11 protein-coding genes are annotated in these 14,354 nt (G+C 72.3%); 9 read left to right on the top strand and 2 right to left on the bottom strand.

Annotation, left to right across the window (positions count from 1 at the left end):
* Nucleotides 1–144: 144 nt before the first annotated feature.
* Nucleotides 145–1,764, top strand: coding sequence for a DAK2 domain-containing protein (locus tag ACFVX4_RS26560; RefSeq protein ID WP_389981512.1), 1,620 nt, complete (start codon nt 145–147; stop codon nt 1,762–1,764).
* Here ACFVX4_RS26560 and ACFVX4_RS26555 read toward each other — a convergent pair.
* Complete coding sequence (locus ACFVX4_RS26555) at nt 1,748–4,747, bottom strand: tetratricopeptide repeat protein (protein ID WP_389981510.1); 3,000 nt, start codon at nt 4,745–4,747, stop codon at nt 1,748–1,750. The two genes, ACFVX4_RS26560 and ACFVX4_RS26555, sit on opposite strands and share 17 nt — an antisense overlap.
* Complete coding sequence (locus tag ACFVX4_RS26550) at nt 4,744–6,633, bottom strand: HSP90 family protein (protein WP_389981508.1); 1,890 nt, start codon at nt 6,631–6,633, stop codon at nt 4,744–4,746. The genes ACFVX4_RS26555 and ACFVX4_RS26550 overlap by 4 nt, the downstream gene beginning before the upstream one ends.
* 196 nt (nt 6,634–6,829) lie before the next feature.
* Here ACFVX4_RS26550 and recG point away from each other — a divergent pair, with 196 nt between their 5' ends.
* The 8 genes from recG (at nt 6,830) to mutM (ending at nt 14,252) form a co-directional block, all read left to right on the top strand.
* Nucleotides 6,830–9,046: an ATP-dependent DNA helicase RecG gene (recG, locus tag ACFVX4_RS26545; RefSeq protein WP_389981506.1), complete on the top strand. Its 2,217-nt coding sequence runs from the start codon at nt 6,830–6,832 to the stop codon at nt 9,044–9,046.
* 116 nt (nt 9,047–9,162) lie between these two features.
* Entirely contained in the window at nt 9,163–9,747 is a 585-nt protein-coding gene (gene rsmD, locus ACFVX4_RS26540) for a 16S rRNA (guanine(966)-N(2))-methyltransferase RsmD (RefSeq protein WP_389981504.1), read from the top strand.
* 26 nt (nt 9,748–9,773) lie between these two features.
* Nucleotides 9,774–10,253, top strand: coding sequence for a pantetheine-phosphate adenylyltransferase (gene coaD / locus ACFVX4_RS26535; protein WP_389981651.1), 480 nt, complete (start codon nt 9,774–9,776; stop codon nt 10,251–10,253).
* A 98-nt stretch (nt 10,254–10,351) separates the two neighbouring features.
* Nucleotides 10,352–11,434: a cell division initiation protein gene (locus ACFVX4_RS26530; protein WP_389981502.1), complete on the top strand. Its 1,083-nt coding sequence runs from the start codon at nt 10,352–10,354 to the stop codon at nt 11,432–11,434.
* A 169-nt stretch (nt 11,435–11,603) separates the two neighbouring features.
* Nucleotides 11,604–12,278, top strand: a complete 675-nt coding sequence (locus ACFVX4_RS26525) for a YceD family protein (RefSeq protein ID WP_389981500.1) — start codon at nt 11,604–11,606, stop codon at nt 12,276–12,278.
* 2 nt (nt 12,279–12,280) lie between these two features.
* Nucleotides 12,281–12,454, top strand: a complete 174-nt coding sequence (gene rpmF / locus ACFVX4_RS26520; RefSeq protein ID WP_003965982.1) for a 50S ribosomal protein L32 — start codon at nt 12,281–12,283, stop codon at nt 12,452–12,454.
* 19 nt (nt 12,455–12,473) lie between these two features.
* The gene (gene rnc, locus ACFVX4_RS26515) at nt 12,474–13,298 is read left to right on the top strand and encodes a ribonuclease III (protein ID WP_389981498.1); all 825 of its coding nucleotides are present in this window, start codon (nt 12,474–12,476) and stop codon (nt 13,296–13,298) included.
* Nucleotides 13,299–13,391: 93 nt separating this feature from the next.
* A complete protein-coding gene (gene mutM / locus ACFVX4_RS26510) occupies nt 13,392–14,252 on the top strand; it encodes a bifunctional DNA-formamidopyrimidine glycosylase/DNA-(apurinic or apyrimidinic site) lyase (protein ID WP_389981496.1) in 861 nt (286 codons plus the stop codon).
* The last annotated feature ends 102 nt before the right edge of the window (nt 14,253–14,354 follow it).

Genomic DNA, 14,354 nt, shown 5'->3' with positions numbered 1-14,354 from the left:
ACAACGGCTGCGTCGGTAGAACGAAACTACCATGGGTTTCACGGACCTTGTCCCGCCGGCCCCTGTCCCCGCCGGACCCGGTGCGCGGGGACTACTCTGCGATGCAGCCGGCCGCCCACGGCCGAATCCGAGGAGGACCGACAGGTGCCGCAGACCGCCGACGACATGGACGCCGTCGCGGTGCGTACCTGGTGCTCACTGGCCCTGGAGGCGCTGGGCCGGGAGCGCGAGGCGATCGACGCGATCAATGTGTACCCGGTCGCCGACGGGGACACCGGTACGAACCTCTATCTGACCGTGGAATCGGCGACCCAGGCCGTCGAAGCGGTGTTCGCCGCCCACGAGACCGGTGCGACCGCACCCGTCGCGGCCGACGCGGTACGGGCCATGGCGCACGGCGCCCTGATCGGTGCCCGGGGGAACTCCGGCACGATCCTGGCCCAGCTGCTGCGCGGGATGGCCGGAGTGCTGGCCGTCGGCCATGACGCGGACCAGCTGCGCCGGGCGCTCGCCGTCGCCGCCGCAGCGGCCCGGCAGGCCGTCGCCCACCCCGTCGAGGGCACCGTGCTGACGGTGGCCACCGCGGCCGCCGAGGCCGCCGCACGCACCGAGGACGACGCCGGAACCGCGGAGGTCGTACAGGCGGCGTACGAAGGAGCGCGGACGGCCCTGGAAGCCACCCCCGGACAGCTCGCCGTCCTCGGCCGGGCGGGCGTCGTGGACGCCGGCGGACGCGGTCTGGTGACGGTGCTCGGGGCGCTCGTCGAAGCGGTCTGCGGGCGGGCGCCCGAGCGCACCCACGTGGCCGTGCCTGCCCTTCCCGTAGCGGACGACTGCGCGGCGGCCGAGACGGAGGGCGGACCGGCCTTCGAGGTCATCTACCTGCTGGAGGCCACGGACGACGCGGTGGACCGGCTGCGGTCCCGGCTCGACCGGCTCGGCGACTCGCTCGTGGTGGTGGGCGGCGACGGGCTGTGGAACGTCCATGTGCACGTCGACGACGCGGGCGCCGCCGTGGAGGCCGGGGTCGAGGCGGGGCGGCCGTACCGGATCCGGATCACCCACTTCGGCGCGGACCGGGTGCACCCCCACACCGAGCCCGTGCAGCGCGCGGTCGTCGTGGTGGTCCCCGGCGACGGGCTCCGCGGCCTGTGCAAGGAGGCCGGGGCCACGACGGTCCTGGCCCGCCCCGGGGAGCCGCCCGCCAGCGGTGAACTGGTCGACGCGATCCGCCGGGCGCACGCCCGCGAGGTGGTCCTGCTGCCCAACGACGCGGAGCTGCGCCACACCGCCGCCGCTGCCGCCGAACAGGCCCGCTCGGAGGGCGTCCGGGTCGCCCTGATCCCGACCAGGGCCGCCGTCCAGGGCATCGCCGCCCTCGCCGTCCACGAACCCGACCGCAGCTTCGACGAGGACGTGGTGGCGATGACCGCCGCCGCCGGCGCGACCCGCTACGCGGAACTCGCCGTCGCCGAACGGCAGTCCTGGACCATGGCGGGCATCTGCCAGGCCGGCGACATCCTGGGCCTGATCGACGGCGATGTCGCGGTCATCGGCGAGGACGTGTCGCGGACGGCCCGCGACGTGCTGGACCGGATGCTGGCGGCGGGCGGCGAACTGGTCACCCTGGTCCTGGGCGAGGACATCCCCGACAGCCTCGCGGACGTGCTGGAGGAGCACGTGCGCGAGGGCTATCTGGCGGTGGACACGGTGGTGTACCGGGGTGGCCACCAGCGCGCTCCGCTGCTCATCGGGGTGGAGTAGCGCCGCCCGCCGCCGGGCCCCGGGCGCCGGGCGGGCCGGTTCGCCTGGCCACGTAGTCCAGCAGCGCCTCGGCCTCCGCGCGGCGCTCCTCGTCCGACTCGTCCGGCTCCCCGGCCCCGTGGAGCTCCAGGACCTTCCGGGCCCGCTCCCGTGCCGCCTCCGGACGGTCCAGGTCGGCCTCCAGCCAGGCGGCCATCAGCTCGGCGGCCGTGCGCAGGCCGACGAAACCGGCGCCGGCCTCCGTGAAGCCCGCGACCGCCCGGTCCACGTACCCGAGCGCCTCCTCGTACTCCGGCGCCTCGCCCGGCTCGCCCTGGCAGACGTGGGCGATCAGCTCGCCGGTCTGGCGGTGGGTGTCCGCGAGCTCCGCGAGCAGCCGGGGCGCCCCGTCCGCCGGGCCGGAGGCCAGTGCCGCCTCGCACTCCCGCGCGGCCGACGCCATGAACGCCCGCGCCGCCCCCGGGCCCGGCTGCCCCTCCCGGATCGCGATCCAGGCCCGTACCCGCAGCGTTCGCACCAGCGCGGGGACATCACCCAGCTCGCGCCAGAGCTCCCCGGCTCGCGCGTACGCAAGCTCCGCCTGCGGGTCGAGACCGGCCCGGTAGAGCGCCTGCGCGGCCAGGTTCGCGAGCATCGCGTGGTCGTGCTGCTCGGGCCAGCCGCGCGCGATGTCCGCCGCCTTCAGCCAGTGCTCGGCCGCCTCCCGCGGCTCGTGGAGCGCCGTGAGCGCGTCGCCGAGCCACCACAGCGTCTGCACGACCATGCCGTCACCGTGCTCCGCGGACGTGATGTCGGGCAGCACGGTCTCCAGCACCGCGGCCGCCTCCGCCGCCCGGTCCAGCCGGAGCAGCCAGCCGCCGAGCTGATGACGGGCATGGACCCCGAGCGTCGCGCTCTCGCCCGACTCGTCCGCCCAGTGCGCGGCGTCCAGCGCCTGCTCGGCCGCCTCGGCGAACTGCCCGGTGCCGACGAGGATTTCGGCGAGCCGCAGATGCAGCCGGGCCCGTCCGCGCGCCGGGACGAACGACGCCCCGTGCTCCAGCGCGGCCCGTGCCGCGCTCTCCGCCCGCTCGTACTCCTCCAGTTGAGCGGCGAGCCCGGACGCCTTGGCCTCGCACTCGACCGCGTACCAGGGCAGCCCGGCGGCATTGGTCTCCGCGGCGGCCCGCTCGTACCGCTCCAGCGCGCCGTGCGGGTCGCCCCGGTACGCCGCGACGTCGCCGAGCAGTTCCAGCGCCTCCGCGATCCGGGAGGCCACCCCGGCCTCCGCGCGCAGCGGTTCGGTGAACGCGAGCAGCTCCCGCGCCCCCTGTTCGAGACCGGCGACGGCCGACTCGGCGGCCGCCTCGTCCGGGGCGTCCTGCACCAGCCGGCCGAGAACGCGGGCCCGGCACATCAGCACGGCGCTCGCCTGGCGGGCGGTGGCCGCGCCGTCGGCGTGCAGGGCCAGTGCCCGGTCCACGACCGGGGCGATCCCGGCCAGCGCCTCGTCCGCCCCGCCGGGCTCCAGCGCGCGGGCGTATTTGGCCCTGCCCGCCGCGGCGGCGGCCTCGCCCGGGTCGCCCGCGGCCGCGTAGAGACCGGCGGCGGCCTCGAAGGCCGCCATCGCCTCGGCGGGCGGCAGCGAGCCGTACATCGCCCGGTGGTCCTCGACGCACGCGCGGTCATGGTCCGACAGCCCGGCCGCGCCCCCGTCCGGCTCGGCGACCCGGTGGGACACGGCTTCCCAGGCGGGCCCCGCCGCCGGGTGCTGGGCCTCGGAGAGACGGCGCGCCTCGGCCAGCAGACCGGCCAGGCCGCGCGGTGCCTGCGCCGCCGCCGGTGCTGCCCCCGGCGTCGGGGCGGCGTCCGGCTTCCGGTCCGGGGCGGCCAGTCGCGCGGCCCGTACACCGAGCGGCAGCCGGTCCAGCAGCGGCCGGCGGTCCAGACGTTCCCGCACCAGCGTGCCGACCCGCGCGGTGCCGTTGCGCTCGTCGAACCGGGCGGCCAGCTCCAGCGCCCGCGTACGGGCGTGTACGGCCAGCGAGGACGCGGTCCAGTCCGTCCCGGCGGGCCCCGGCACGGACTGCCCGCCGTGGCCGAGCGAGGTCAGCCGGTCCATCAGCAGCGCCGTGACGGCCAGGTAGTCCATCAGGCTGCCGGGGTTCCCGCTGTCGGTGAAGTACGCGGGCCGCTCGGCGATGATCTCCAGGGCGCGGGCCTCGTTGCCGGTCAGGGCGCAGAACTCGATGTGCTGCGCGGCCGCGTTCCGCATGCTCTCCATCGACCGGACCATCCGGTACCCGCGCAGATGATGGGCGCGGGCCTGCTCGGACCGGCCGATGCGCAGGAGCGGCAGGAGCGAGGCCGCCAGCACGGCGTGCGGCTCATGGGCGCAGGTGTGCTCACCGCCCAGCACCGGTGCCCAGGTCTCCAGGGCCTCGGCGTCCAGGCCGAGCTGCGCCTGCCAGCTGCCCTGTTCGTGCAGCTCGCAGGCATGGCAGTTGGCCATCCGGTCGCGGTCGGCCGCCTGCCAGGCGGCGTACGCCCGCTCGGCACGCGGCAGATCGCCCAGGTGCCGGGCGATCTCCAGCTCGCCCTGGCACACGGCACGCTCGGAGTGACCGGCGAGCCGGTAGCGGTGCTCCATCTCGCTCTGCCACTTCTCGATGGCGGCGAGCGGGATGTGCGGCTGGTCGACCATGGAGCTGGAGACCCACTTGAACATCCAGAACAGATGGTGGGTCATGAAGTCGCCGAAATCGCCCGGCCGTTCGTCCCACATGCGCAGCAGCCGCGCGAAGGGCACGAACATCTTGTCCTTCTCGGAGCTGTAGTTGTAGACCTGCAGCTGGTGCGTGAGCGCCTCGATGACCAGGGCGGCGTCCCCGGTCTGCTCGGCCTCCGCCAGCAGCCGTTCCGCGCGGGCGTTGCGCGCGGGGCCCTCCGGCTCCCCGTCGTTCTCCCGCAGGGCCTGGCGGATCGTGGTGACGTCGGGGCTCATCGGCCGTCCTCCTGGGGGTCCGCGGGGGAGTGTCCTGGTACTGCGGGATGCGTGGCCCACTCCAGCAGGCCGATGAACGACCGGTTCAGCAGCGCCGAGTCGGCCGGCCGCAGCGGGCGCTGCGCCATCAGCAGCGCCTGCCCGTAGAGCGCCTCCGTCGCGGTCCCGGCCAGCTCCGCGGAGTCCAGCGAAGCGATCCGCCGGATCAGCGGATTGAGGTGGTTCAGTACGAGCCGGGCGCGCGGCGCAGTGCCGCGCAGCGAGCCGAGAATCCCCGCCCACAGCTCGTCGGCCTGCCCCTCCGCCTCGGCGCGGGCCTGCTCGTGGCGGGCCGCCCGGTCGTCGAGATGCAGCGCGGGCACGGTCAGCGGATGGAAGGCGCGCAGCGCCACGTCGCAGCCCAGCGGATCCAGCCTGGCGCGGGCCACGGCCAGGAAGGCGCCCAGGGCCAGCTCCTGCGCCGGATCGACGGAGTCCAGATGCGCGGTGACGGTATCGGCGTCCAGCTCCGCGACCGCCGTCCCGGGCCGGACCGACGGCAGCCGCTCGACCAGCTCGGTGTCGTACGTGTAGCCGCCGTTGACCACCCCGATGCCCTGCGCGGAGGCGATCGGCGCGACCTGCCGGTACTCCTCCACGGTCCGTGTGAAGTGCACCACCGGATGGCGCCGGGCGAACTCCTCCAGCGACAGACGCCCGTCCGTCGTCTCGAACGGCAGCCACGGCAGCATCGTGCGCAGCATGGCGCCGTCGTGCCGGGCGAGCGACTTCACCCCCAGGTGGTGCACGGAGAGGAACTCCGCAAGCCGCTCCGGCTCACCCGCGGCGAGCCCGGTGAGCCACTGCCTGATCCGGTCGCCGAGCGCCTCCCGTACGGCTGCCAGGGTCTCGTCCGCGTACAGCGCCTCCCGCGAGGCGGTGGGCCGCAGACTGTCCGTGTCGATGACACAGCGCACGAAGAACGCCCAGTCGGGCAGCAGTTCGTCGGCCCGGTCGGTCAGCAGCATGCCCTTCAGATGCACCCGGTGGCCGGCCCGCTGCGCCGGGCTCACGGCGGACGGCAGCACATAGGCGACCCCGCGGATCCCGGCGAGCGGCAGATCCAGGTCGATCGCGTCGAGCGGCGAGAAGCCGAACTGCGCGTGACAGTGACGGGCGAGCGCCACCCGTCGCGCCGCCGGGCCCGGGTACGGACGGTCCCACGGCGCCGGCAGATCGGTGACTGCGGCCTCGCCCACCCGTACGTCGTAGGGCAGCAGCGAGCCGAAGTCGCGGGCGAGCGAGAGCACCCGCTCCTCGGCGAGCCAGTCCCCGCTGCCGGGCCGTGCGGTCAGGTGCACGGTGGTGCCCGGCTCCGGTCGTGCGCTGTCGGGCAGCGTACGGACGGTGTATGAACCGTCGTCGCGGGCGCACCACTCCACGGGCGGCGACGCGGGCGTACGCGCCGAACGGCTCACCACCCGGATCTCGGCCGCGACGACGAAGCACGCCAGCAGCCCGATGCCGAACTGCCCGAGGAATTCGGCGCGCGCCGAGGCGAGCCCCTCCGCCCCGTCGCGCTTGGAACTGCGGCCGATCGTCGCGAGCAGGCTGTGCACATCGGTCTCGGTCAGACCGATCCCGCTGTCCTCGATCCGCAGCCGTCCGCCGTCCGCGTGCAGCCGCACCAGGGCGGGCGCCTCCGGCTGCTCGGCGCGGCGGGCCGTGATGGCGTCCACGGCGTTCTGCAGCAGCTCGCGGAGGTAGACCCGCGGGGAGGAGTAGAGGTGGTGGGAGAGAAGGCCGACCAGTCCGCGCAGATCCACCTGGAAGGTGTGCGGCGACCGGCCGGAGGAGGAGTCGGTGTGTTCGTGGGACGCGGAATTCGCTGAGGTCTCAGATGTCATCGTCGCAGCGCCGGTGGGGGGCCTGTGCCTCGCCCGGCGAGGCACTTGCGACAGCGCGGGTCGGGCGATCCCTGAAGAGGTGATCGCGAGCCGGAAGCGTGGGAGCCGATCCTAGGGGCGTGGCGACGATTCCGACCAGGGGATTCCCGGGTTCCGGGTGGTGCCCGCCGGACATCTGTCAGTGGTGTGGTGTGCAATGGATCGCGTGTCTGCGTTCGATGAACCCCTCAAGAAGCTGCTCGGCGGAGCCACCGCGAAGGTGATGGCCGAACACCTCGACCTGCACACGGTCGGTGATCTGCTCCACCACTACCCCCGGCGGTACGAGGAGCGCGGCCGGCTCACGGCGCTGGCCGAGCTCCCGCTGGACGAGCACGTGACGGTGGTCGCCCAGGTCGCCGACGCCCGCGTCCTGATGTTCAACAACGGCCGCGGCAAGCGCCTCGAAGTGACCCTCACCGACGGCAACGGCCGCCTCCAGCTGGTCTTCTTCGGCCACGGCGTCCACAAGCCGCACAAGGAGCTGCTGCCCGGCCGACGGGCGATGTTCGCGGGCAAGGTCTCCGTCTTCAACCGGAAGATGCAGCTGGCCCACCCCACGTACCAGCTGCTGGACGCAGAGTCCATCGACGGGGCCGAGGCCACGGAGGCGGTGGACGCCTTCGCCGGGCGGCTGCTGCCGATCTACCCGGCCTGCAAGCAGCTGGACTCGTGGCGGATCGCCAAGGCCGTCGACACGGTGCTGCCCAGCGCGCAGGAAGCCGTCGACCCGCTGCCGCCGGGGCTGCGCGAGGGCCGCGGGTTCACCGCGCTCCCCGAGGCGCTGCTGAAGATCCACCGCCCGCAGACCAAGGCGGACATCGCCGAGGCCAGGGACCGGCTGAAGTGGGACGAGGCCTTCGTCCTCCAGGTCGCGCTGGCCCGCCGCAGGTACGCCGACACCCAGCTCCCGGCCGTGGCCCGCAGACCCACGCCCGGCGGACTCCTCGACGCCTTCGACGCCAAGCTGCCCTTCACCCTCACCGAAGGACAGCAGAAGGTCTCCCGGGAGATCTTCGACGACCTCGCGACCGAGCACCCGATGCACCGGCTCCTCCAGGGAGAGGTCGGTTCGGGCAAGACGATGGTCGCGCTGCGGGCGATGCTCGGCGTCGTCGACGCGGGCGGGCAGGCCGCCATGCTCGCGCCCACCGAGGTGCTCGCCCAGCAGCACCACCGCTCCATCACCGAGATGATGGGCGAGCTGGCCGAGGGCGGAATGCTCGGCGGGTCCGAGCAGGGGACGAAGGTGGTGCTGCTCACCGGCTCGATGGGCGTCGCGGCCCGCCGCCAGGCGCTCCTCGACCTCGTCACCGGCGAGGCCGGGATCGTGATCGGTACCCATGCCCTGATCGAGGACAAGGTGCAGTTCCACGACCTGGGCCTGGTCGTCGTCGACGAACAGCACCGCTTCGGCGTGGAACAGCGCGACGCCCTGCGCTCCAAGGGGAAGCAGCCGCCGCATCTGCTGGTCATGACGGCCACCCCCATTCCCCGTACGGTCGCGATGACCGTCTTCGGCGATCTGGAGACCTCCGTACTGGACCAGCTCCCGGCCGGCCGCTCGCCGATCGCCAGCCACGTCGTCCCCGCCAAGGACAAGCCGCACTTCCTCAGCCGCGCCTGGGAACGGGTGCGGGAAGAAGTGGAGAACGGACACCAGGCGTACGTGGTCTGCCCCCGCATCGGCGACGACGCCGACGACGAGGCGGCGGGGAAGAAGGCGAAGAAGGAGGCGCCCGAGGACGACGGGGAGAAGCGCCCGCCGCTCGCCGTGCTGGAGATCGCCGAACAGCTCGCCAAGGGCCCCCTGGCCGGTCTGCGCGTCGAGGTGCTGCACGGCAGGATGAATCCGGACGACAAGGACGACGTGATGCGCCGCTTCGCCGCGGGCGACGTCGATGTCCTGGTCGCCACCACCGTCATCGAGGTCGGTGTGAACGTCCCCAACGCCACCGCCATGGTGATCATGGACGCCGACCGCTTCGGGGTCTCCCAGCTGCACCAGCTGCGCGGCCGGGTCGGGCGGGGCTCCGCCCCCGGACTCTGCCTGCTGGTCAGCGAGGCCCACGAGGCCAGTCCCGCCCGCGCCCGGCTGTCCGCCGTCGCCGCCACCCTCGACGGCTTCGAGCTCTCCCGGATCGACCTCGAACAGCGCCGCGAGGGCGATGTCCTCGGCCAGGCCCAGTCCGGGGTCCGCTCCTCGCTGCGGATGCTCACCGTCATCGACGACGAGGAGGTCATCGCCGCCGCACGGGAGGAGGCCGTCGCGATCGTCGCCGCCGACCCGGAGCTCGAACACCTGCCGGAGCTGCGGATCGCGCTGGACGCGCTGCTCGACAAGGAGCGCGAGCAGTACCTCGACAAGGGCTGACGGGGGACGCCGCGGTACACCGGGTGCGCGGGCCCGATCCGCCACCACGCCATATCGTGGGTGGCACGGCGTCGCGGCACCCCGCGGGCCGCCCACGAACCGAGGACCAGACACCCATGACCCGCGTGATCGCCGGCTCGGCCGGCGGACGCCGCCTGGCCGTCCCGCCCGGCACCGGCACCCGCCCCACCTCCGACCGTGCGCGCGAAGGCCTCTTCTCCACCTGGGAAGCCCTCCTCGGCAGCCTGGAGGGCACCCGTATCGCCGATCTGTACGCGGGTTCCGGGGCCGTCGGCCTGGAGGCGCTCTCCCGGGGCGCGGTGCACGCCCTGCTCGTCGAGGCCGACCCCAAGGCCGTCCGTATCGTCCGGGACAACGTCCGCACGCTCGGCCTGCCCGGTGCCGAGGTCCGCACCGGCAAAGCCGAACAGATCGTGACGGGACCGGCACCGGCGGAGCCGTACGACGTGGTGTTCCTGGACCCGCCGTACGCCGTCACCGACGACGATCTTGGCGAGATACTGCTCACACTCCGTGCCCAGGGGTGGCTCACGGGCGATGCCCTCGTCACCGTGGAACGCAGCACCAGGGGCGGAGAATTCGGCTGGCCCGAGGGATTCGAACCATTGCGGGCCCGCCGTTACGGCGAAGGAACGCTTTGGTACGGTCGCGCCGCCTCTACGTGCGAAGACGCACGATGACCGGACCGGAGAGCGAGGGAACCAAGTTGCGCCGCGCCGTCTGTCCGGGGTCATTCGACCCCATCACCAATGGACACCTCGACATCATTGGCCGTGCCTCGAAGCTGTACGACGTCGTACATGTCGCGGTGATGATCAACCAGTCCAAGAAGGGCCTGTTCACGGTCGACGAGCGGATCGACCTGATCCGCCAGGTCACCGCGGAATTCGGCAACGTCCAGGTCGAGTCCTTCCACGGCCTCCTGGTCGACTTCTGCAAGCAGCGCGACATCCCGGCGATCGTGAAGGGCCTGCGGGCCGTCAGCGACTTCGACTACGAGCTCCAGATGGCCCAGATGAACAACGGCCTCTCGGGCGTCGAGACGCTCTTCGTGCCGACCAATCCCACCTACAGCTTCCTGTCGTCCTCCCTGGTCAAGGAGGTCGCCACCTGGGGTGGCGACGTCTCCCACCTGCTCCCGCCGCTGGTCCACCAGGCCCTCACCGAGCGTCTCGCCCGGGGCTGAGGGGCTGACGGCCCGTCACCAGGTGTCGGACGGGCGCCGACTGGCCTTACAGTCGTCCCGTCCGTCTCCAATCGGCTGTAGAGAGTGGCGAGCACACGGTGGACGTGCAGAAGAAGCTCGACGAGATCGTCGAAGCGGTCGGGAACGCCCGGTCGATGCCCATGTCGGCTTCGTGCGTGGTCAACCGCGCCGAGCTGCTCGCGATGCTCGAAGAGGTGCGCGAGGCCCTGCCCGGCTCGCTCGCCCACGCCCAGGAGCTCATCGGCGGCCAGGAACAGCTGGCCGAGCAGGCCCGCCAGGAGGCCGAGCGGATCATCGGGGCCGCCCGCGCCGAACGCACCTCGCTGATCTCCGACACCGAGGTCGCCAGGCAGTCCCGCAGCGAGGCCGACCGGATCCTCGACGAGGCCCGCCGGGAGGCCGCCGAGGTGCGCGGCGAAGCCGACGAGTACGTCGACAGCAAGCTCGCCAACTTCGAGGTCGTCCTCACCAAGACGATCGGCTCCGTCGACCGGGGCCGCGAGAAGCTCCTCGGCCGCGGCCAGGCCTTCGACGAGCAGGGCTACGAGGACCCGGACTTCGCCGAGGCCCCCGAGCGCAGCACCGACCCGGCCACGCTCCAGCGCCGGGCGGACGAGTACGTCGACACCAAGCTGGGCGCCTTCGAAGCCGTGCTCGCCAAGACCCTGGAGGCGGTCGGCCGCGGCCGGCAGAAGCTGCACGGCCGGGTCGCCACCGACGAGCTCGGCGCGCACGTGGCCGCCCAGGACGCGGCGGGCAACCAGGCGCACATGAGCGACGAGGACCACTGGGCCGGCCTCGCCGGGCTCGCCACCCCGGAGCCGCAGCCGGTGCATCAGCAGGCCCAGCCGCACTTCCCCGCCCAGACGCAGCCCGGCTACGCGGAGACCTACGCGTACCAGGACCAGCCGCAGCAGGACATGTACGGGTACCAGCAGCAGCCGGACCCGTACGCCGCGGCCTATCAGCAGCAGGGCTACGACCAGGGCCAGGCCCAGGCCCAGGTGCCGGTCCAGGGGTACGACGGCTGGCAGCAGCAGCCCGTGCAGCCCCAGCAGGCGCTCCAGCAGCAGGGCGAGAGCGCCCTCGACGAGACCAGCCTGTTCGACACCAGCATGATCGACCTGGACCAGCTCCGCCGGTACGAGCAGGAGCGCTGACCGGACGGGAGCGGGGCCGGGGAGCGGGTCCGGACGGGCCCTACGGCCCGGATTGGGAGCTGGGCGGCGCGTCCAGTATCCTGGCTCTTCGGTCGCGCGTATGTCCGCGGTCCCGGCTGCCCGTTTCGACTCCGAATCAGGTCGGCCCTCCTCACGATGTGCGTTGCACATGATTTCGAAAGCAGGAAAAGCCCTGAACGGCCACCTCGACCACCGAAACCCCCTCGTGTTCGATACGCACGAGCTGGGTCGGCGTCCCGGTGCCCTCCAGCGGCTCTCCCGCACGGTGGACGCACCCGGTTCGCCGTCGGTCCTCGGCATCGAAGGGGTCATCGGTGTGCCGGAAGGCGCACCCGTGGAGCTGGACCTCCGCCTCGAATCGGTCATGGAAGGGGTGCTTGTCACAGGCACCGCCCGTGCGTCGGCCGAGGGGGAGTGCGTAAGGTGTCTGGAGCCGCTGCGCCTTGAGGTTGCGGCGGACTTCCAGGAGATGTTCTCGTACCCTGACGCCGATGACCGGGGCCGCAGCAGCAAGGCGGAGCCGGCCGACGACGCCGAGGACGACGAGGACAGGCTCTTCATCGAGGACGGCCTGTTCGACCTCGAAACAGTGCTGCGCGATGCGGTGGTGCTCGCACTGCCGATGCAGCCGGTGTGCCGGGAGTCCTGTGCCGGCCTGTGTTCCGAATGCGGAATCAGGCTGGACGAGAACCCCGGTCACCACCATGATGCCGTCGACATCCGTTGGGCGGCATTGCAAGGACTCGCCGACACCGTTCAGGACGGCGAGAAGGACAACATGGGCGGCGCCGAAGCGGGCGTCGACGAGAAGCAGGAGAAGTAGCCGTGGCTGTTCCGAAGCGGAAGATGTCGCGCAGCAACACGCGCCACCGCCGGTCGCAGTGGAAGGCTGCGGTCCCCACCCTGGTTTCGTGCGAGCGTTGCCAGGAGCCGAAGCTGCAGCACATCGCGTGCCCCAGCTGCGGCACGTACAACAAGCGCCAGGTCCTCGAGGTCTGAGCGGCTGGTGAGAGGCCCGATGTCTGAGTTGTCCAACGCCAAGAAGAAGGCAGACAACGTCAACACAGCCTCGTCCCACACGCTTCTGGAAGGGCGGCTCGGGTATCAACTCGAGACCGCCCTTCTGGTGCGTGCGCTGACCCACCGTTCGTACGCATACGAGAACGGCGGTCTGCCCACCAACGAGCGGCTCGAATTCCTCGGGGATTCGGTGCTCGGCCTGGTGGTCACGGACACGCTGTACCGCACCCACCCCGACCTGCCCGAAGGCCAGCTGGCCAAGTTGCGGGCCGCGGTGGTCAACTCGCGTGCACTTGCGGAAGTGGGCCGCGGCCTCGAACTCGGCTCCTTCATCCGGCTCGGCCGGGGTGAAGAGGGCACGGGAGGCCGGGACAAGGCGTCCATCCTCGCCGACACCCTTGAAGCGGTGATCGGCGCGGTCTATCTCGACCAGGGCCTCAGTGCGGCCTCGGAGCTGGTCCACCGGCTCTTCGACCCGCTGATCGACAGGTCCTCCAACCTCGGTGCCGGCCTGGACTGGAAGACCAGCCTCCAGGAGCTCACCGCCGGCGAGAGCCTCGGAGTCCCCGAGTACCTCGTCACGGAGACCGGCCCGGACCACGAGAAGACCTTTACTGCTGCTGCTCGCGTCGGTGGTGTCTCGTACGGCACCGGCACCGGCCGTAGCAAGAAGGAAGCGGAGCAGCAGGCGGCGGAGTCCGCCTGGCGCGAGATCAGCGCCGCCGCGGAGGAACGGGCGGCAGCGGCGAAGGCCGCTGCCGAAGGAGGGGCCGCCGACACCCCTGCAGGCCCGTCGCCGTCCACGGACGCCGCTCCGGCCTGACCCCCAGAACCCCCCGGTGCCCCCGCGCACCGGGGGGTTCGTCCTGCCCGGAAACGTACTCTTTTCCCAGATCTTCTCTTCAGGAGCGACACCGTGCCCGAGCTGCCCGAGGTCGAAGTCGTACGACGTGGTCTCGAACGCTGGGTCACCGGCCGGACCGTCGGCGATGTCGAGGTGCTGCACCCGCGTGCGGTCCGCCGCCATCTCGCCGGGGGCGTGGACTTCGCGGCCCGGCTCGGCGGCGCCCGCTTCGGAACGGCGATGCGCCGCGGCAAGTACCTCTGGGTGCCGCTGGACGACGCGTCCAGCTCGCTCCTCGGCCACCTCGGCATGAGCGGCCAGTTGCTCGTACAGCCGCAGGACGCACCGGACGAGAAGCATCTGCGCATCCGGATCCGGTTCGACGACTCCCTCGGCACCGAGCTCCGCTTCGTCGACCAGCGGACCTTCGGCGGGCTGTCGCTCCACGAGAACACCCCCGACGGGCTGCCCGACACCATCGCGCACATCGCTCGCGACCCCCTGGACCCGGCGTTCGACGACGCCGCCTTCCACGCGGCCCTGCGACTGCGCCGTACGACCGTCAAGCGGGCCCTGCTCGACCAGTCGCTGATCAGCGGGGTCGGCAACATCTACGCGGACGAGGCGCTCTGGCGCAGCAGACTGCACTACGAGCGGCCGACCGCGACCCTCACCCGCCCCAAGTCGGCCGAACTGCTCGGCCATGTCCGCGAGGTGATGACCGCGGCGCTCGACCAGGGCGGCACCAGCTTCGACAGTCTCTACGTCAACGTGAACGGCGAGTCCGGCTACTTCGACCGCTCGCTCGACGCCTACGGACGGGAGGACGAGCCCTGCCACCGCTGCGGCACGCCGATCCGCCGCCGCCCCTGGATGAACCGCTCCAGCTACTTCTGCCCGCGTTGCCAGCGACCGGCGCGCGCGACTGCCTAAGAGGCTCTTAGGGCCTGTTCTGAGTTCGGATCACCGGGTGGTCGGCAGACTGCGTAGCCAGAGGATGGAGCCGCGCAGGTGGAGTCCTGCGGCGTAGCTCTC

The organism is Streptomyces sp. NPDC058240 (assembly GCF_042882135.1).
GTDB lineage: Bacteria > Actinomycetota > Actinomycetes > Streptomycetales > Streptomycetaceae > Streptomyces.
The sequence above is the reverse complement of the archived record's forward strand: the minus strand, read 5'-3'. Positions and strand labels throughout refer to the sequence as shown.

Excerpts from the sequence above, each read along its gene's own strand:
- ACFVX4_RS26555 (WP_389981510.1), bottom strand. The coding sequence starts at position 4,747 with ATGAGCCCCGACGTCACCACGATCCGCCAGGCCCTGCGGGAGAACGAC.
- ACFVX4_RS26550 (WP_389981508.1), bottom strand. The coding sequence starts at position 6,633 with ATGACATCTGAGACCTCAGCGAATTCCGCGTCCCACGAACACACCGAC.
- recG (WP_389981506.1), top strand. The coding sequence starts at position 6,830 with ATGGATCGCGTGTCTGCGTTCGATGAACCCCTCAAGAAGCTGCTCGGC.
- rsmD (WP_389981504.1), top strand. The coding sequence starts at position 9,163 with ATGACCCGCGTGATCGCCGGCTCGGCCGGCGGACGCCGCCTGGCCGTC.
- ACFVX4_RS26525 (WP_389981500.1), top strand. The coding sequence starts at position 11,604 with ATGATTTCGAAAGCAGGAAAAGCCCTGAACGGCCACCTCGACCACCGA.
- rnc (WP_389981498.1), top strand. The coding sequence starts at position 12,474 with ATGTCTGAGTTGTCCAACGCCAAGAAGAAGGCAGACAACGTCAACACA.